This window comes from Flavobacterium sp. GL_143, from assembly GCF_057834355.1.
Map to the genome: position 1 here is coordinate 1,076,981 of NZ_CM174401.1, position 18,147 is coordinate 1,095,127.

The following is an 18,147-nucleotide window of genomic DNA, read 5'->3' on the forward strand; positions in this document are numbered from 1 at the left end:
ATAATTTATATTTTAAAAATCTCGCTCAGAACCTTAATTTAATAAGATTTTGAGCGAGATTTTTTTTATAAAGCAATTACTAAAATTTTGGTGCACTAAAACTTCCCTCGGTAATTGTAAATGTTTTTCCATCTCTTGATCCAGAAAAACTAAATGTCCCTGCGATTTTTTTATCACTTTTCTCCGTAATATTCACAGTTCCTGATGTTGCACTAATATTATTTATTTCAGGTTTAAAACTAAAATTTGCTTGGTAGGTAGTTGTAAGATTTGACAAATCATATACAATTGGATGACTTCCTGTTGTAAAATCCAAAGGCAGCCATATAGAAATACTTTTAAAAGTATCATCAATTCCCTCATACCCCATTATATTTATGCTTCCTGAAGTAATTATAGCAGGGTTAAAATTATAAGCAACCCCATTATATTTAAATTTAATATACCCTTCTGCAATTGTGCTTTCCTCTACATTATCTTCTGATGAATTGTCACTGCTGCAAGAAGATGATACTACTAGTGAAAAGATGGCAACAGCCATAAACATAAATTTCTTTAAAGTTTTCATTTAAACTGGTTTTAATTATTAATAACTCTGCAAATATATAAGATTTGTACTATGAAAAATACATTATTTAAAAAACTGCAAAATTGAATCAAAATATACATACTGAATAAGGAAACTTTTGCGTCAACTTTTCCAATTCTTTAATGGATTTTTATTTTCTTTATAGACTGATAATTCTAATTCAGATAATAGAAGCCGAATTATTTCAAATAGCAATTCAATTTATGAAGTTTCCAAAACAAAAAATATTCAAAGCATTCCTAATACTTGCATTAGTTTTAGTGGTACTTTTTTTAGGATTTTACTTTTTTAGAGATGCCCTTTTGCATAAAGCTATAGCGAAGGTCTCCGATAAAATGAACAAAGAATACAACAGTACGTTTTCGGTAAAAACAGCTTCTTTTGATGGTCTTTCGGGGATAAAACTAACCAATGTAATCTTGGTACCAAAAAATGCTGATACGCTTTGTAATATTCACAATATAGAAACCAGTATTAGTTTATCGCATTTATTGGTGGGAGATATCCAGATTGGAACTTTAAAAATCGACAGAGGCTTTATACAATTAGTAAAAAAGGGAACTATCAAGAACTTTGATGCATTCTTAAAAAAAGACAGTACTAATACTTCTAAAAACGAAAAAAGAGAATATGCAGCGTATGCCTATAGGATAATATCAAAATTATTAAATCTTGTTCCTACTGATATGAAGTTGGAAAATTTGATTTTTAAGATTGATGATAATGGTAAGAAAGCACAAATTGCAATAAATAAATTAGTTTTAGTCGATAAAGAACTCGAGACCAATTTACATGTTCAAACCAACACATTTGATCAACGCTGGAACATAAAAGGATTTGCTGACCCAAGGAATAAAAAAGCCGATATCCGCTTTTTTAATCTTGACACAGGAGCAATTCGAGTACCTTACATTGATGACCGCTTTAATATGCTAGCTAGTTTTGACTCTATACGATTGAATATTGAGAACATTAAAAAAGACGGAAGCGAACTTCATATTGATGGTTATTCCTCTATCACAAATTTAAAAATTAACCACGCAAGAATTGCCAGCAAAGACGTTGTTATAAAAAATGCCCGTTTTGATTATCGTTTCCTATTGGGGTCTGATTTTATTTCGATAGATAGCACATCGACCGTTCAGTTAAACAAGATAAAGTTCCATCCTTATGTATCCTATAATACCCAATCGGATACGATTTATACTCTTAAAGTTGCTATTCCTAAAATGAAAGCGCAGGATTTTATTGTTTCATTACCAGATGGTTTGTTTACTCATTTTCAAGGCATGGAAGCTACTGGAAATTTCGATTATAAACTTGATTTTAAATTCAACAAAAACAAACCGAACAGTTTAGTTTTCGATAGTAAACTAAACAAAGAAAATCTAGTAATTACCAAATATGGCGAAGCAAACCTTACCAAATTAAATGGTGAATTTGTATATCGTGCTATTATAAAAAATGTACTGCAAAGACCAATTTTAGTAGGTGCAGGAAATCCAAATTATACCCCGATTGAACAAATCTCTCCTTATCTTCAAAAATGTGTTTTAACTACCGAAGATCCTTCTTTCTTTTCTCATCGTGGTTTTATTAATGAAGCTTTTAAACAGTCCATTTTAAAAAACATCCGAACTAAGAAGTTTTCTCGTGGTGCAAGTACGATTAGTATGCAGTTAATCAAGAATGTTTTCCTTACCAGAGAAAAAACATTATCCCGCAAACTCGAAGAAATCTTACTGGTTTATATACTCGAAAATAATCGTGTAGTAAGCAAACAACGTATGCTCGAAGTATATTTTAATATCATCGAATGGGGACCAAATGTATATGGAATTGGCGAAGCAAGTCGTTTTTATTTCCAGAAAAGTCCGTCAGATTTAAGTCTTAACGAATGTTTATTTCTGGCTACGATTATACCGAGTCCAAGAAAATTCACCTATCAATTTAATGACCAGGGAAACTTGAAAGATTACGCTATCAGAAATCAAAAATTCCTAAGTAATATTATGTTGCGTCGCGGTATTTTGACTGCCGAGGATACTATTAATAGATTCCCTGTTTATATTTCTGGAAACGCTCGCTCGCTATTGCGAATAAAAGCTCCAGATTCTACAGCAGTTCCAGTCGACTCAATGTCTATAGATGATGAGTTTGATCTATAAAATTCTTTATAACTTCTATTCCTGCAAGGTTTCTAAAACCTTGTAGGTAAGTTTAACACATACAATATGCTGTATTGTTATCCTAACAGGTTTTAAAAACCTGTTAGGTATCTTATATATTAATTATATGTCTGTCCGTGACTAGAACCAAGCAATAAAATTAGCCACAGATTTACTTCGTCTGTTCGACTTTCAGTCTCGGGTTAAGAAAGTGGTTGGATATTGACAAATAGTTGTTAACTAATTCACATTTATTGAATTGGCTCCAGCTTTAGCTGGAGTATAATATGATAATCGGTGTATTGGGCTTTAGCCAAAATGCTTAGCTATTTGGCTAAAGCCCATTTATAATCAATTCTTGTACCTCCAGCTGAAGCTGAAGGCAATTCAAGAGTTATAAATTCAAGCCTAGATTTATATAATTTTAAAAAGAGTTAGATAAAATTCAAAAGATTTTCACTGATTCGAGAGTGAAATCCGACGCAAAAAATAAGGTTAGCATAGTAACTAGTCATAATTAATTATCATACCTACAAGGTCAAAAAAAAGACCTTACAGGATAACATATCATCACCATTTCTAGCATGAAATCACTTGAAATTTTTCAGGAAATCTTCTTTATACGTTGGGGAAACTTCAATTTCGGCTCCATCATTTAGCGTTATGATTCCGCCTTTATTATATGCTTTTACGCAATTCATATTAATGATGTGCGATTTATGAACTCGTATAAATGGTAAGGGTAAAATTTCGGAAAAGTGCTTTAAGAATCGACAAACCATTTTCTTATTTCCGTTATTTAGGTATAAATCGGTGAAGTTTCCATTGCCTTTTAATCGGACAATTTCTTCCATTTTAACCACTTCAAAACCTTCTAATGTTGGCAAGATTACTTGTTGCTTTTCGGGTTTGGTTTCATGAAAATTCTCAACAATAATTTTGTTTCTATTAAAAATTTCATTGTTCATAACCTGATGATGCACTTTGTTTACTGCAACAATTAGTTCTTCGATACTAATGGGTTTTAGCAAATAATAAGCAGCACTTTGGTTTAAAGCCTTTAATGAATATTCGGAAAAAGCCGTAACAAAAATCGTTTCAAAGTGTAAATCCTTGCACGCTTCGAGAACATCAAAAGCATTCCCGAAAGGCATTTCTACATCCAGAAAAACCAATTGTGGTTGTAGTTCGTGCAATAACGGAACAGCTTCTTTTATATTCTGTGCTTCGCCAATAACCTCAACTTGCGGACAATATTTACTCAAATAATTCTTGAGTACTTCCCGTGCTGCAAGTTCGTCTTCGACAATTACACTTTTTATCTTCTGGAAAGTCATCATAATTTATCTATTAACGGAAAAACAATTCTAACAATCGTTCCTGTTTCTGGTATTTCTTTTTCGATAATTTCAAAAGAAATATTCTTTTTATACAATTCGTTCAGCAAACCAATACGTTCCTTTGTATTGCTTAATCCTCGAGACTCATGTGCTTTTTGATTACTGGTTTTTAGTTCACGACTTTTGGCTAAACCAATACCGTTATCTTCTATAGTAACCACAACTTTTTCGGCTACAAACTCAAAATTAAGATTCAAAAATCCCTTTTTATCAAGATAACGCAATCCGTGCCAAATTGCATTTTCCAGATGTGGCTGAATAATCATATTGGGAACCAAAACAGTTTCGGTATCTAAGGCTTCACTAACACTAATTTTAAAATCGAATTTGTCCTGAAAACGCAAATGTTCTAAGTCCAGGTATTTCTTTAATTGTTCAATTTCTTTATCTAATGTGATGAAATCTTTATTGGAGTTTTCCATCATATTTCGCATTAGATTAGAATAAGAGGTCAGGTATTTATTGGCTTCTAATTCTTTATTTTCCGAAATAAACTGATTCACACTATTCAAACTATTAAAGATAAAATGCGGATTCATTTCTCGTCTGAGCGACTGCAAAGCAATTTCTTTATTTTTAATTTTTATCGAATACAGTGCTTTTACAATAAATAGGAATAAAAGCAAGAGCAATAATATAGAACCTAAAAGAAAATAATTGAAGGTGTTTTTCTTCGTAATTAATTCATCTTTTAAGTTTTTTTCTTTTTCTAACTGACGAATTTTATCTTCGGTTACCTGAAATGTTTTTGCATCGATTAGCGTAGTATCAGATTGAATTAATTCATCAAAATTCTTAAAGAACTGCTCATATAAAGCAATACTTTCTTTATCGTCTCCTTTGGTTTTGTAATACGCTATTAAAGCCGACAAACTTTTCTTTGCCTCGGTAGAATTTCCATTTTTAGATGCTAAATCATAGGCTTCTTTAAGCGACAGAATGGCTTTCTTAGGTTCTTCTTTTTTAAAATAAAGTTTTGCCAAAGATTGCAATTGCTTGATTTGTGTAGTGAAATCTTGTTTGGTTTTGGCTTCCGCCAAAAGTCTTTCGTTTATACCAATCGCTTTCTCAAACTGATTATCCGAAGCATATACTTTGGCTATTTCATTTTTAATCTTAATGACTTCTTCCGGTTTATCTTTTGCGTAAGCGAGCGCTTTATTGTAACTCTCGATTGCAACTATTTTATTTTGCTGTTGTAGAGAATTCTCCGCTTTTTGAACATATGCCGCAGATACCTCATCGATTTTATTCTCTTTTTTTAGTAACTCAATATTAGAATTTACATATCCTGCTTGCGTAATCGGGCTTGCTTGTGTACGCAATCGGTTAGCGTCATTCTGGTTTATTTTTTCCTCACTTTTATCTTCTGAAATAGCCCCTGCTGCTTCATAATTTTTTATTGCCGAATCAAACTTTTTCTGGTTCTCTTGTACTTTGGCAATACTTCTTGTTACTCGTATTTTATCATCTGCAAGATTTTGTTTGGTATAACTTGCTAATGCTTTTTTATAATATTCTTCGGCTTTTGCATTATCTCCTTTATTAAGGAATTCATTCGCAAGGCGCTCATAATTTTGACCTATTTGTGTTTCATCATTTACATCCAATGATTTTTGTAATTCTTTAGATACTTTGCTCATTTTGGAAATTGACACTGCTTTTTTCTTGGCAAGAGAATCCTGTGCCACTACTCCAAACGGAAGTAACAACATCAGAAATAAAGAAAAAACGACTACTAAACGACTCATATATTTTATCTTTTTTTAAATCTTAGTGCCTTAATTTCTTAGCACCTCAGAACCTTCAAAAACAATACTGTAAAGTAAAGTATTTTATATTCCGTTTACAACTCGTTTCACCAAGTGAAAATACCGTTTCACCATTTCTGCAAAAAACGAACTCTTTAAGTTTATAAGTTTGGTCTATAATCACAATCTAAAACATAGGAAATCATGAAAACATCAATCCTTATCTCAGCGCTTTTAGCAACTACATTCTCTTTTGCAAATAGCAATTATACTAATGCAAACTTCAAGAAGAATACTAAAATTGAAAAACCAATAACTGCAGAAAAAACCAAAATACAAGTTGCATTATTATTAGATACTTCTAGTAGTATGGATGGATTAATTGATCAGGCAAAATCCCGTCTTTGGAATATTGTAAACACTTTGACAACTTTAAAATACAATGGACAAAATCCCGATATCGAAATTGCTTTGTATGAATATGGCAATGACGGTTTATCGAAACAATCTAATTATATCCGACAAATAGCACCACTTTCGACCGATTTGGATTTGATTTCGGAAAAACTGTTTTCTCTAAGTACAAATGGTGGTAACGAATACTGCGGAGCTGTGATTCAGGATGCGACCAAACAATTAAAATGGGCAAAGGACAACAACAATATGAAGCTAATTTATATTGCAGGAAACGAAGAATTTAATCAGGGTGGAATTAATTATAAAGAAGCCATTAGCAATGCTTTAAAGAATGATATTTATGTAAATACTATTTATTGTGGTGATAAAACTCAAGGCGTAAATGAATTATGGAAAGATGGTGCCGATTACGGAAAAGGCAAATACTTTAATATTGATTCCAACCAAACGGTTCGTTATATAGTAACTCCTTATGATGAGGAAATTACTAAATGCAATGAAAAAATCAATAAAACTTATATTGGTTATGGTTCAAAAGGCTCAGAGAAAAAAATGAATCAGGAAAAACAAGACAGAAATGCTCAGGGAGTTTCTGCATCTAATTATGCCGAGCGTGCAGTGAGTAAATCTAAAGCTGTTTATAAAAATGATAGTTGGGATTTAGTTGATAAAGTAAAAGATGACGCTACAGCTATTTCGAAAATAAAAAAAGAAGAATTGCCTGCTGAACTTCAGAATAAATCTACTGCCGAATTAAAAGTAATTGTTGCGCAAAAAACCAAAGAAAGAGAAAATATTCAAAAGGAAATTAGCGAACTTGCTAAAAAACGTCAAGGCTATATAGATACCGAAGCAAAAAAGACAAAAAAACAAGATGATTTGGGTAATGCCATAAACACATCGATTGTTGCTCTTGCAAAAGTTAAAGGATATACTGTTGAGAAATAAATAAAGTGTGAAAAATAAATTATTTAAGAATATGAAAAAGAGTATCCTCTTTTTGATTTTTATAGGAATTTTTTCTGTTAGTTTTAAATGCATCCATAAAGAAGAAAATCTTAAAACACCTAGTTCAAAATCTTCTTCTAAAGAAAAACTAGAAAGCCAGATAAACGAAATTAAAAAGTTTGTAAACACATCTTCGAAATACAATACCGAAGTTGGCTTTTTTATCGATATGGGAATTGCTTCTGGCAAGAAACGCTTTTTTATATATGATTTAAAAAACGATAAACTACTTAACAAAGGTTTGGTTGGTCATGGATCTGGTTCGGAAACCGGAATTCCTGGAAAGTTAAAATTTAGCAACGTAAAGAATTCGCTTTCTACCTCGTTAGGAAAATACTCGATTGGGTATTCGTATGAAGGCACTTTTGGGAAGGCCTACAAGTTATACGGATTAGACAAAACCAACGATAATGCTTTTGATAGAAATGTGGTTTTACATAAATATAAGGATGTCCCTTTTGAAGAACAAATAAATCCTATTTGTAACAGTTATGGATGTCCGATGGTAAATGAAAAGTTTTTTGGTGTAGTTGAAAACATAATTGATAACTCTAAAAAGAAAATCATTCTCGTTATCTACTATTAAAACCCATTCAAATTTTCGTTATTTGTAATCCTTATTCCCCTAAACAAACAATTTAAATATTAAACTCATGATAAAAAAAATAGTAACATCAGCTTTATTATTGATTGGCGCAATTGCATTTGCACAAAAGCCAATCTTTACAACGGCTAAAGTAAAAGCCGCAACAGTATATTTTAATGCTGCCGAAATTTCGCAAACTGCAAGCGCTAATCTTCCGCTAGGAACAAGCGAGATTGTGATAAAAAATGTAGCTGTAGACTTAAATGAAAATTCTATACAAATAGGAACTCCTTCGACAGTGACTGTTCTTTCGGTTCAGTTTACTAATAATTATATCTCCGAATATGAAGTAGATACTAAATCTCCCGCTTTAAAAAGAGTTAGAGATAGTATTGTTTTGGTTCAGAAAGAGCTTCAGAAAGTTAATAACACGATAAATTCTGAAACAAAAACAATTCAACTTTTAGATAAAAATCAACAAATTTCGGGTGTGAATTCTGGTTTGAATGTTACTGAATTAATGAAAATGGTTGAGTATTATAAAAACAAGCAAATCGAAATCGCCAATACTATTAATACACTTACTGAGAAGCAACAAAAGCTTAATGAAACACTTCAAAAACTAAATAATAAACTTGAAGTTGATACAAGTAAAGAAGAGAAAACCTCATCGGGAAAACTAATCGTTCAGGTTATGAATGAAGTTGCAGGTGCTGTTCCATTAGATATTTCGTACTTAACAAATAATGCTACTTGGACTCCATTTTATGATTTACGTGCCGAAAGTGTCACATCGCCTATTAATATGATGTACAAAGCTCAGGTAATCCAAAATACAGGTATCGATTGGAAAAAAGTAAAACTTACTTTATCAAGTGGTTATCCTAACCAAAACAATCAGGCACCAATATTGAGTTCTTGGTTCTTGAGAAATAATAATATTGTTCAGGCAGCATATGGCTATAAACAAAAAGGTGTAATGAATCAACTACAAGGAAGAGTTGCAGGAGTTGCAATAAATGATGATGCTTCTGCAAATATGGAAATAGCAGCTGCTCCATCACCTGTAATAACTGAATCATCTGTTTCTAATTACACTACCGTAGAAGAAAACCAACTTAATGTTTCTTTTGATATTGATATTCCTTATGATATTTTATCTAATGGTAAAGTACATAGTGTTTCTCTTAAAGAAATAAAACTACCTTCATCGTATAAATATTATGCTGCACCAAGAGTTGAAAATGAAGCTTTTCTTCTTGCTGAAATTGCCGATTACAGCAAATACAATTTGTTAAGAGGTGAAGCCAATATCATTTTTGAAGGGATGTATGTAGGTAAAACTTTTATCGAACCAAACCAAACCAGCGATACTTTAAATTTAAGTATGGGCCGTGACAAAAAGGTATCTATAAAACGTGAAAAAGTAGCCGACAAATCGGGAACTAAGTTTTTATCTTCTAAAAAAGAACAAACTTTTACTTACGATATCACTGTAAGAAACAACAAGAAAGAAGCTATTGAACTTTTATTAAAAGATCAATATCCTTTGACTACGAATAAAGAAATCGAAGTTGAATTATTACAAAATGATGGTGCAAAAGTAAATTCTGAAACTGGAATCCTAACTTGGCAATTACAAATGAAGCCTAATGAAATCAAGAAATTCCGAATTAGCTATAAAGTAAGATATCCTAAAGATCAGGTATTAAATTTATAAATCTCTTTCAAAATAAAATCCCGATACAATTAAACGTGTATCGGGATTTTTATTTTAATATCTTCCAGTAATGCTTAATATGGAACGCAGATAAAAACAGATTTTATTTATAGTCTTTTTAAAAAATCCGTCCCGACGCTTCGGGATCGCGTCTTTACTTTTGTAAATCTGTGTTATCCGCGTTCCTTTATAGACAATCTATGCTATAAAAGTTTGTAGTAACTGAAAACTGAGACTGAAGCTAAAAACTTAACTACGGTGCTGGATCAGGAATTACAGCGTGAACCGCATTGATTTCGGCAATAACTTCGTCTGATAATGTAAGGTTAATAGAATCTATATTTTCTTTTAATTGCTCCAAAGTAGTTGCTCCGATAATAGTACTTGTTACAAATGGTTGCTGATTAACAAATGCCAACGACATTTGTGCAAAATTTAAACCATGTTTATTAGCAATTTCCTGATACATACGTGCTGCTTTGGTACTTTGCTCACTACTATATCTTGTATATTGTGGAAACAAATTAAGTCTTGAGTTTGGATGTTTCTCACCTGATAAAAATTTACCTGATAATACTCCAAAAGCCATTGGCGAATACGCTAATAAACCTACATTCTCTCGCATACAAACCTCAACAGAAGCATTCTCGAAAAGACGATTTAATAATGAATATGGATTTTGAATTGTTTTAACTCTTGGTAAATTATTGTATTTGTTCTCTTCAAGAAAACGCATGATTCCCCAAGGATTTTCATTAGAAAGTCCTACATGTTTAATCTTTCCTTCTTTTATAAAACCTTCCATAGTTTGTAGAACTTCATGGATATTATCTTCCCAAGCGTCGTCCTGAATTTTAAGTCCGCGTTGTCCAAAACAATTTGTTTTACGCTCTGGCCAATGCAATTGATATATATCTACGTAATCGGTTTGTAATCTTTGTAAACTTTGATCTAATGCATATTTTAAACTTGCTGGTGAGAAATCTATTTTCTCACGCATATAGCCAAAATTATCATTTGGTCCAGCGATTTTGGTTGCCAAAACCACATCTTCTCTTTTTCCTGATTTTTTAAACCAGGTTCCTATAATTTTCTCTGTGCTTCCGTAAGTTTCTTTACTTGCTGGAATAGAATACATCTCGGCAGTATCAAAAAAATTAACGCCTTGTTCTAGCGCATAATCCATTTGAGCGTGTCCTTCGGCTTCGGTGTTTTGTTGACCAAAAGTCATCGTACCAAGGTTTATTTTACTTACTTTAATATCGGTATTGGGAATTGTAGTGTATTTCATTTTTTAAGGTGCTAAGGTATTGAGTTACTATACTGTCCCTAAATTTTGGGATTGGGACTACGTTTATTACTAATGAGCTTCAAAGGTACAAAGCAATATTTCAAAAGAAAAAGGTTCAAAGTTAAAAAACTCTAAACCTTTTATATGTTCAACTTATTTTATCTATTTCAAACTTTTTAATGGATTTTGAAATGTATTAAAAACTCTAATTATAAAAACAGAGTTATCTTTAATTTGATATAATAATTTATAGTTTCTTACGACTATTCTTCTACAATCTATCCGATATTCATCTAATTGGAATTGCTCTGAAAAAATAATTCTATTTGGACTATCAAACAATTCATCTCTAATTTTTTGAGCTGATTCTAAAGAAATTTTTCCTTTTAAAGAATAATAAATATCCTTTAAATCTTCTTTTGCACTAGTAGTCCAAAAAACATCCAAATTAGGATTACTCATTATCCCAATTTTTCATTTCTTTATTCAAATCTTCTTGTGAAATTATTCGGCCATATTTAACATCATCCAATCCTTCTTCGACTTTATTGTGATATTCGGATAACTCTAATGGATTCCCTTTTGAATCATAAGAAACGATTTCGTTTAAATAATTATCAAAAACAGAAGAGACAATACGAAGCACTCGTTCATCGGCTAAATCTAGTTGAAGTCTTATTTTATCTTTTAATTCCGGAAGTCCCATGATTATTGTATTTAGAATGACAAAGTTACAAAAAAACTAAAAGTCATTGACTAAGCTCTAATCTATTTGATAAAATATAAAAGTGTTCGTTTTATTTCTTGCCACAGATTAAAATGATTAAATGGATTCTAAAAACTTTGCGAACCTTGCGTAACTCTTTCCTCTCTTTGCGGTTAATTTCCTCGCCATTGATTGAAAATAAAATTGAGTAAATACGCTATAAAAGGTAAAAAAGACCTTGTAGTATAACCAGAAAACAAAAAAGGTCCAGAGTATAAACCCTGAACCTTTGTTTCTTTGTGCCTTAGAACCTCAGTTCCTTAGTAACTTAATTAATGCTATTTAACATTTCCGCGATTTCATCTAATCTTGGTGTTAGGATGATTTCGATTCTACGGTTTTTAGCTTTTCCTTCTGGAGTTGCGTTGCTTGCCAATGGAGAGAATTCTCCACGACCTGCAGCAGTTAACTTTTGTTTGTTGATTTTGCTGTTTTCGCTCAAGATTGCTACAATTGCTGTTGCTCTTTTGGTCGATAAATCCCAGTTGTTTGTAATTACTCCTGAACCTACATAGGGATCATCATCTGTATGTCCTTCGATCAATACTGAAAGATCTGGATTGTCTCCTAATACTTTCCCTAGTTCTACAACTGCTTTTTTACCTTCTGTTCCTACTGACCAACTTCCTGAATTAAAAAGTAATTTGTTTTCCATAGAAACATATACTTTTCCGTTCTTTTGTTCTACTGTCAATCCTTTTCCTTCAAATCCGTTTAGTGCTTTTGATAGGGTTTCTTTTAGCTTTTTCATAGCAGCTTCTTTAGCCGCTATCATAGATTCTAGTTCGTCTAAACGTTTTGCTGTTTTGTCTAAACGTGCTTGTTCTGCTGCTAATGCTTTTCCTTTGGCTTCTAGTTGTTCTAGTAACTCACGGTTTTTATTCATGTTGCTTTTTAAAGCTTCATTACTGTTTTTTTCTAATGCATCATAAGAATCTTGCAAAACTTTTAATTTGTTTTGTGCAGCTGCATAATCAGCTTTTTGCTTTTCTAGTTCAGCTTTAGTTGTAGCAAGATTTTTATTTAATCCGTCACGGTCTAACTCTAATTGATTTTTTGCTTTTAGCAATTCGGCATTTTCATCGGAGATTGAACGATTTTCTTTTTTTAAATCGGCAAATTTCGTTTCCAGATCGTTGTATATTTTTTTGGATACACACGATGTTGTAAGCGCAAGTATCAATAATCCGATTGAAGCTTTTTTAATCATTTTTTTGTGGTGTTTATTATTTGAGATTTTCTTATTCTTTTTTAATTATTGGTATTAGCACGATCTAGCCCTGATTACTTCACTATACTTTTATTTTTATATGAGTTCAGTGAATTCTCATTTATAGCGGAAATCCTTTATGTTTTTCCTTTAAAAACATAAAGATTACTTCACTAAGTTCATATTTCACATATGTGTTCAGTGAATTTCATTTATAGCGGAAAGCAGGACACGAGCGAAGCGAACTGACGAAGTAAATAGCTCCTAAGAAAAACTTTACTGGAGTTTGCTTAAATCTTGTGTGTATCTAACAATAATGATACCATTAATCTTCGATTTCGACTAAAACCGGGCAATGGTCAGAATGTACTGCGTCTGGTAATATAACGGCACGTTTTAGTTTGTGTTGTAAGCTATCGCTAACTAAATTATAATCGATTCTCCATCCTTTGTTATTTCCTCTTGCTCCTGCGCGGTAACTCCACCATGAATAATTGTGTGGTTCTTTGTTAAAATGGCGGAAACTATCTATAAATCCTGTTTTCATGAATCCATCTAACCAAGCACGTTCGGCTGGTAAAAATCCTGAAACTGTTTTGTTACGAACAGGATCATGTATATCTATCGCTTCGTGACAAATGTTGTAATCACCGCAAATAATAAGATTTGGGGTTGTTTTTTTGAGCTCATTAATATATGTCTGAAAATCGTCCATAAACATGAATTTATGATCCAATCGCTGAATATTGGTTCCTGACGGAAGGTATAAACTCATTACAGAGCAAGTGTCGAAATCTGCTCGAAGGTTTCTTCCTTCAAAATCCATGTGCTGAATTCCGGTTCCGTACACAACGTTATTTGGTTTTGTTTTTGAAAGGATAGCAACACCACTATATCCTTTTTTTGTAGCTGGATAATAATACTGATATGGGTAACCTGCTTTGGTAATATCTTCTACTGGAATTTGATCTTCTGTCGCTTTAATCTCCTGAAGACAAATAACATCCGGATTTGCATGTTGTAACCAATCGATAAATCCTTTTGAAATTGCAGCACGAATTCCGTTTACGTTATAAGAAATAATTTTCATTACAATTTTTTTTATGTATTTCAAATGTAATAAAAAAGCGGAAAGTTTGAATAAGAATTAAGGAAAAGTAGAGTTTTTTGTTATCTTTGTTTCCTGCTCTAAAAAACAAATTGTACATGGGTTTAGTTACCGCGAAAGAAGTTGCCAAGGCAATAAATGTTGACAAGTACGGGGTGTTAGGTACTTTTTCTGGCTGGGTCCTTATGAAGGTACTAAAGATATCGACCTTGAACAAGATTTACGATAGGAATAAACATTTAGAAGATCTCCCTTTTTTGAATGGAGTTTTGGATGATTTACAAATAAAATTCGAAATCCCGGAAGAAGATTTAAAACGATTACCTAAAGACGGTGCTTATATTACTATCTCAAACCATCCGCTTGGTGGTATTGATGGCATTTTATTATTAAAATTAATGCTTGAAAGAGAGCCTAATTTTAAGATTATTGCTAACTTCCTGTTACACCGTATTGTTCCGTTAAAAAAATATATCATGCCTGTAAATCCTTTTGAAAATCATAAGGATGCAAAATCAAGCGTGGTTGGAATAAAAGAAACGTTTCGTCATTTAAGTGACGGAAAGCCTTTAGGGATTTTTCCTGCTGGTGAAGTTTCGACTTATAAAGACGGGAAACTAGTGGTGGATAAACCTTGGGAAGAAGGCGCGATTAAATTAATCAGAAAAGCCAAAGTGCCTGTTGTTCCTATTTATTTTCATGCCAAAAACAGTAAATTGTTCTATTGGCTTTCTAAAATAGATGACACTTTGCGTACAGCAAAATTACCATCGGAGTTACTTACTCAAAAGGATCGTGTTATTAAGGTACGTATCGGAAAACCTATTTCGGTTAACGAACAAAACGAACTTGAATCTTTTGAAGAATACTCGGAGTTTTTAAGAAAGAAAACTTATATGCTGGCAAATCCTTTTGAGAAGGAACATAAATTGCTAGATACTGCAAACTTAAAGATTACTAAAAGTCCTAAGGAAATTGTTACTCCTGCAAATGGAAACAAGATAAATGCAGAGGTTGAAATTTTAAGAAACACAGATTGCAGATTATTACAAAGTAAAAACTACGAAGTGTTTTTTGCTGAAGCGAAAAACATTCCGAATATACTACATGAAATCGGCCGCTTACGCGAAATTACCTTCCGTGAGGTTGGTGAAGGAACAAATGAGCCTATTGATATTGATCAATACGACCAATATTATCACCATATGTTTTTATGGGATGATGATGCCAAAAAAATATCTGGTGCTTACCGTATGGGATTAGGTTCTGAGATTTATCCTAAATACGGAATGGACGGTTTTTATCTAAATGACCTTTTTAGATTCGAGCCTGAACTTCATGATATGATGCATAAATCTATCGAAATGGGTCGTGCATTTATTATTAAGGAATACCAACAAAAACCAATGCCTCTTTTCTTATTATGGAAAGGAATCATTCATACAACGTTGCGTTATCCTGAGCATAAGTATTTGCTTGGTGGTGTAAGTATTAGTAATCAATTCTCTGATTTCTCTAAATCATTGATGATTGAGTTTATGAAATCTAATTATTACGATCCTTATATTGCACAATACATTCACCCGAAAAAAGCATACAAGGTAAAACTAAAAGATGCTGATAAGGACTTTATTTTTGATGAAGCTGAATCTGACTTAAACAAGTTTGATAAAATCATCGACGAATTAGAACCAGGAAACTTACGTTTGCCTGTTTTGATTAAAAAATACATCAAACAAAATGCGCGTGTTGTAGCTTTTAACGTTGACCCTTTATTTAATAATGCTATCGATGGTTTAATGTACATTCGTATCGCCGACATTCCGGAAAGCACAATGAAACCGGTTATTGAAGAATTTCAGATAGAATTAGAAAGAAAACTTGCAGAGAAAGACGATTAATTTCTCTACTCTTATAAAAACAAAAATCCCGTTTCGATGAAACGGGATTTTTGTTTTTATCTAAACTGCTTTTGTTTGATTAGATAAAACTAATAGCAGCTATTAATTTTCATAATCGTTTACCGCTTTTTTAAAACCATCCCATTCTTTTTGAGACAATATCATTTTCTTCTCTAGTTTTTTACCTTTTATATATTCCAAAATATATTTGGCTCTAGCCTCAGACTCTGGATGTGTGCTTATCCAAGATAAAGCTCCTCCAAAACTTTTATCAAATGACATATCATAAAGAAAATCTGCAAATGGTGCTGGGTCAACTTTTGCTTTAAGCATATATTCTACACTAGTAATATCTGCCTCTTTCTCGAGTGAACGATCATAAGCTGTAGAAGATAATGTATGCATTACTTCTTTTATTACGCTCCCATTGTTTCCTGTTGTAATAGACATAAGAACAGAGAAACCAATTTCTTTGGATAGCTTTTTCATGACATGGTCATTCTCTATATGAGCAATTTCATGTCCTAATACACCTATTAATGCTTGCTCATTTTTTGAAGCTTCGATTAAACCTGAATATATTACCAAATGTCCGTCTGGCAAAGCAAATGCATTTACCTCATCTTTTTGGATAATATGAACTTTAAGACTATCGCGCACAATTCCATTTTCTTTACATAATGGATCTAGCAATTTATCTAATGTTTTAGTAATAGAATCATTTACGATTCTATCTTCTGTCTTTTTAATTTGATCCCAAATCATATCGCCAACTCCTTTTTCGGTAGCGCTTTTGGCTTTGTCAATTTTAAAGAAAGTGATATAATCTATTTGCGCTAATAAAAACCATATACCAAAAAAAGCTCCTACGATGGTTAGTCCTCTAAATAGTGTTTTCATTGGTCTTGCAAATTAAATTAGTAATATCGGCAAAAAAGTATATTTCGATATGATTTCCTTTTCTTGTCTGACTTGCCAGATATAAGGTAAATATGAACTCCACTAGATTAAAACCTATTATCGTTAACATATACGCTATATATGTATTGGTAAACTGACCTTCTTTGAAAACAATCGAGATTGTCCACCAAAAACCTACGGTATTAAAGAAAAACATACCTAGTTGTGCCAATAATGCTTGTGTACAATGCCATTTAACAAAAGCTGTACTTTTTCTGTTTCCTAAATAAAAAAAAACGGATGCCAATAAATTCATAATTGGCAATGGCAAACCTCCTAGCACAGCAACAAGTGACATCAAATAACTATTTGATGCTCTTTCTAACTCACTATCATAAGGTTTGTAATTAAACTTATTTAATGCGGTCATATTTGTTTGTTTATATTCCAAATCCAATTGATAATTACTAAAATAATCAACAGTATTGCAACTTTTTTTGTCCTAATTATTGTTTCTGTTTTAATGTAGAAATCGTAAAAAGATTGTCTTTTTGTGAAGTAATCAAACGCAATCCAGCCTGGAGCAATAAGCATTATTCCTGCTACAATAATTCCGAATGGATTTAGGTATAAAGAAGTGAGTATATTTCCTTTAAAAAAACTGTCGACTGCTCGTGTAGTTCCACAAGAAGGACAAGGAATAGTGGTTATTCTTTTAAAAAGACAGACCGTAAGATCATGATCTGAATTTAAATGTGATACAAAATCAAAAAAGAACAACCAACTATACCCTAAAAAACAAGCAATTAAAGTTAACGCATAAAGCTTGTTTTTTGTCATGTTTTACAAAAATGTATTGTTAAATGCCATTGCATTTTTTTCTTTGGTAGCTCCTTGGATTAAAAACCAATCTACAATAGCCCAAATCATAAAACCTCCACAAGTAAGTAATTTACCTACTCCCATTCCTGTATCGCCAATATAAAAACGGTCAATTCCGTATGCACCAGCAAAAATAGAAATCAACAAAGCTGTTGTTGGATCTTTAAATTGAGTTAATTGTAATCTTTGCCATTGGCTTTCGTCTAAACTTAAAAGTTTTTCTCTGATTGCGTTTAAATGATGCCCTTCAAAATATTTTGCATTCATCATCATAAACATATCAACTTTTTGTGTATCCATTATTAAATTTTGGTTTTGATTGGTCCCTACTCTATTTATGGATTTTCGGATACTCCATTTTTTGCAAATATAAAAAATTATAAGAAATAACTTCTTTTAATTAATTTTAGCACTATCGTTTTTAAAATTAAAAAAATGAAAGCCAAAAAA

At 32.1% G+C, this 18,147-nt stretch carries 17 protein-coding genes; 5 read left to right on the top strand and 12 right to left on the bottom strand.

The features are described from left to right. Positions 1-79: 79 nt before the first annotated feature. Complete coding sequence (locus tag AC3IPI_RS04525; protein ID WP_489157419.1) at positions 80-568, bottom strand: DUF6252 domain-containing protein; 489 nt, start codon at positions 566-568, stop codon at positions 80-82. 224 nt (positions 569-792) lie between these two features. Here AC3IPI_RS04525 and AC3IPI_RS04530 point away from each other — a divergent pair, with 224 nt between their 5' ends. Further along, a complete protein-coding gene (locus tag AC3IPI_RS04530; RefSeq protein ID WP_489157421.1) occupies positions 793-2,757 on the top strand; it encodes a biosynthetic peptidoglycan transglycosylase in 1,965 nt (654 codons plus the stop codon). 590 nt (positions 2,758-3,347) lie between these two features. Here the strand turns inward: AC3IPI_RS04530 and AC3IPI_RS04535 are convergent. Together AC3IPI_RS04535 and AC3IPI_RS04540 are read right to left on the bottom strand one after the other, a co-directional pair. After that, positions 3,348-4,097 (bottom strand): LytR/AlgR family response regulator transcription factor, encoded by a 750-nt coding sequence (locus AC3IPI_RS04535; protein ID WP_039118141.1) that lies wholly within the window; start codon positions 4,095-4,097, stop codon positions 3,348-3,350. Then, positions 4,094-5,908 carry a tetratricopeptide repeat-containing sensor histidine kinase gene (locus tag AC3IPI_RS04540; protein ID WP_489157424.1) on the bottom strand — a complete coding sequence of 605 codons (1,815 nt, stop codon included), beginning with the start codon at positions 5,906-5,908 and terminating at the stop codon, positions 4,094-4,096. Before AC3IPI_RS04540 ends, AC3IPI_RS04535 begins: the two co-directional genes overlap by 4 nt. A 204-nt stretch (positions 5,909-6,112) precedes the next feature. On the opposite strand from AC3IPI_RS04540, the gene AC3IPI_RS04545 reads away from it, so the two are divergent. The 3 genes from AC3IPI_RS04545 to AC3IPI_RS04555 all read left to right on the top strand — a co-directional run bounded on the left by AC3IPI_RS04545 (position 6,113) and on the right by AC3IPI_RS04555 (position 9,639). Further along, positions 6,113-7,273, top strand: a complete 1,161-nt coding sequence (locus AC3IPI_RS04545; protein ID WP_489157426.1) for a vWA domain-containing protein — start codon at positions 6,113-6,115, stop codon at positions 7,271-7,273. Positions 7,274-7,304: 31 nt separating this feature from the next. After that, a complete protein-coding gene (locus AC3IPI_RS04550) occupies positions 7,305-7,919 on the top strand; it encodes a murein L,D-transpeptidase catalytic domain-containing protein (RefSeq protein WP_489157428.1) in 615 nt (204 codons plus the stop codon). A gap of 67 nt (positions 7,920-7,986) precedes the next feature. Continuing rightward, positions 7,987-9,639 carry a DUF4139 domain-containing protein gene (locus tag AC3IPI_RS04555; RefSeq protein ID WP_086894970.1) on the top strand — a complete coding sequence of 551 codons (1,653 nt, stop codon included), beginning with the start codon at positions 7,987-7,989 and terminating at the stop codon, positions 9,637-9,639. Positions 9,640-9,892: 253 nt separating this feature from the next. Here the strand turns inward: AC3IPI_RS04555 and AC3IPI_RS04560 are convergent, their stop codons facing one another. The 5 genes from AC3IPI_RS04560 to AC3IPI_RS04580 all read right to left on the bottom strand — a co-directional run bounded on the left by AC3IPI_RS04560 (position 9,893) and on the right by AC3IPI_RS04580 (position 13,996). Continuing rightward, complete coding sequence (locus tag AC3IPI_RS04560) at positions 9,893-10,930, bottom strand: NADP(H)-dependent aldo-keto reductase (RefSeq protein WP_039118137.1); 1,038 nt, start codon at positions 10,928-10,930, stop codon at positions 9,893-9,895. 162 nt (positions 10,931-11,092) lie between these two features. Beyond that, positions 11,093-11,392, bottom strand: a complete 300-nt coding sequence (locus AC3IPI_RS04565) for a type II toxin-antitoxin system RelE/ParE family toxin (RefSeq protein WP_489157431.1) — start codon at positions 11,390-11,392, stop codon at positions 11,093-11,095. After that, positions 11,385-11,636 (bottom strand): hypothetical protein, encoded by a 252-nt coding sequence (locus AC3IPI_RS04570; protein ID WP_489157433.1) that lies wholly within the window; start codon positions 11,634-11,636, stop codon positions 11,385-11,387. The genes AC3IPI_RS04565 and AC3IPI_RS04570 overlap by 8 nt, the downstream gene beginning before the upstream one ends. A gap of 328 nt (positions 11,637-11,964) precedes the next feature. Continuing rightward, a complete protein-coding gene (locus AC3IPI_RS04575; RefSeq protein WP_039116547.1) occupies positions 11,965-12,906 on the bottom strand; it encodes an OmpA/MotB family protein in 942 nt (313 codons plus the stop codon). Positions 12,907-13,231: 325 nt separating this feature from the next. Then, entirely contained in the window at positions 13,232-13,996 is a 765-nt protein-coding gene (locus tag AC3IPI_RS04580) for an exodeoxyribonuclease III (RefSeq protein WP_323491196.1), read from the bottom strand. Positions 13,997-14,112: 116 nt separating this feature from the next. On the opposite strand from AC3IPI_RS04580, the gene AC3IPI_RS04585 reads away from it, so the two are divergent. Then, entirely contained in the window at positions 14,113-15,915 is a 1,803-nt protein-coding gene (locus tag AC3IPI_RS04585; RefSeq protein WP_039116549.1) for a GNAT family N-acyltransferase, read from the top strand. 102 nt (positions 15,916-16,017) lie between these two features. Here the strand turns inward: AC3IPI_RS04585 and AC3IPI_RS04590 are convergent, their stop codons facing one another. Genes AC3IPI_RS04590 through AC3IPI_RS04605 form a run of 4 tightly spaced genes read right to left on the bottom strand, consistent with a single transcriptional unit; the run spans position 16,018 to position 17,997 of the window. Next, entirely contained in the window at positions 16,018-16,815 is a 798-nt protein-coding gene (locus AC3IPI_RS04590; RefSeq protein ID WP_489157436.1) for a M48 family metallopeptidase, read from the bottom strand. After that, positions 16,799-17,245 carry a magnetosome magnetite crystal formation protein family gene (locus AC3IPI_RS04595; protein WP_039116553.1) on the bottom strand — a complete coding sequence of 149 codons (447 nt, stop codon included), beginning with the start codon at positions 17,243-17,245 and terminating at the stop codon, positions 16,799-16,801. Before AC3IPI_RS04595 ends, AC3IPI_RS04590 begins: the two co-directional genes overlap by 17 nt. Beyond that, entirely contained in the window at positions 17,242-17,655 is a 414-nt protein-coding gene (locus tag AC3IPI_RS04600; RefSeq protein WP_039116555.1) for a DUF2752 domain-containing protein, read from the bottom strand. Before AC3IPI_RS04600 ends, AC3IPI_RS04595 begins: the two co-directional genes overlap by 4 nt. A 3-nt stretch (positions 17,656-17,658) precedes the next feature. Further along, positions 17,659-17,997 carry a TM2 domain-containing protein gene (locus AC3IPI_RS04605; RefSeq protein ID WP_039116556.1) on the bottom strand — a complete coding sequence of 113 codons (339 nt, stop codon included), beginning with the start codon at positions 17,995-17,997 and terminating at the stop codon, positions 17,659-17,661. Positions 17,998-18,147: the final 150 nt, after the last annotated feature.

Coding starts and splice junctions, on each gene's coding strand:
- AC3IPI_RS04550 (WP_489157428.1), top strand. CDS start 7,305: ATGAAAAAGAGTATCCTCTTTTTGATTTTTATAGGAATTTTTTCTGTT.
- AC3IPI_RS04560 (WP_039118137.1), bottom strand. CDS start 10,930: ATGAAATACACTACAATTCCCAATACCGATATTAAAGTAAGTAAAATA.
- AC3IPI_RS04555 (WP_086894970.1), top strand. CDS start 7,987: ATGATAAAAAAAATAGTAACATCAGCTTTATTATTGATTGGCGCAATT.
- AC3IPI_RS04525 (WP_489157419.1), bottom strand. CDS start 568: ATGAAAACTTTAAAGAAATTTATGTTTATGGCTGTTGCCATCTTTTCA.
- AC3IPI_RS04530 (WP_489157421.1), top strand. CDS start 793: ATGAAGTTTCCAAAACAAAAAATATTCAAAGCATTCCTAATACTTGCA.
- AC3IPI_RS04600 (WP_039116555.1), bottom strand. CDS start 17,655: ATGACAAAAAACAAGCTTTATGCGTTAACTTTAATTGCTTGTTTTTTA.
- AC3IPI_RS04580 (WP_323491196.1), bottom strand. CDS start 13,996: ATGAAAATTATTTCTTATAACGTAAACGGAATTCGTGCTGCAATTTCA.
- AC3IPI_RS04540 (WP_489157424.1), bottom strand. CDS start 5,908: ATGAGTCGTTTAGTAGTCGTTTTTTCTTTATTTCTGATGTTGTTACTT.
- AC3IPI_RS04570 (WP_489157433.1), bottom strand. CDS start 11,636: ATGGGACTTCCGGAATTAAAAGATAAAATAAGACTTCAACTAGATTTA.
- AC3IPI_RS04575 (WP_039116547.1), bottom strand. CDS start 12,906: ATGATTAAAAAAGCTTCAATCGGATTATTGATACTTGCGCTTACAACA.
- AC3IPI_RS04590 (WP_489157436.1), bottom strand. CDS start 16,815: ATGAAAACACTATTTAGAGGACTAACCATCGTAGGAGCTTTTTTTGGT.
- AC3IPI_RS04565 (WP_489157431.1), bottom strand. CDS start 11,392: ATGAGTAATCCTAATTTGGATGTTTTTTGGACTACTAGTGCAAAAGAA.
- AC3IPI_RS04585 (WP_039116549.1), top strand. CDS start 14,113: ATGGGTTTAGTTACCGCGAAAGAAGTTGCCAAGGCAATAAATGTTGAC.
- AC3IPI_RS04605 (WP_039116556.1), bottom strand. CDS start 17,997: ATGGATACACAAAAAGTTGATATGTTTATGATGATGAATGCAAAATAT.
- AC3IPI_RS04595 (WP_039116553.1), bottom strand. CDS start 17,245: ATGACCGCATTAAATAAGTTTAATTACAAACCTTATGATAGTGAGTTA.
- AC3IPI_RS04545 (WP_489157426.1), top strand. CDS start 6,113: ATGAAAACATCAATCCTTATCTCAGCGCTTTTAGCAACTACATTCTCT.
- AC3IPI_RS04535 (WP_039118141.1), bottom strand. CDS start 4,097: ATGATGACTTTCCAGAAGATAAAAAGTGTAATTGTCGAAGACGAACTT.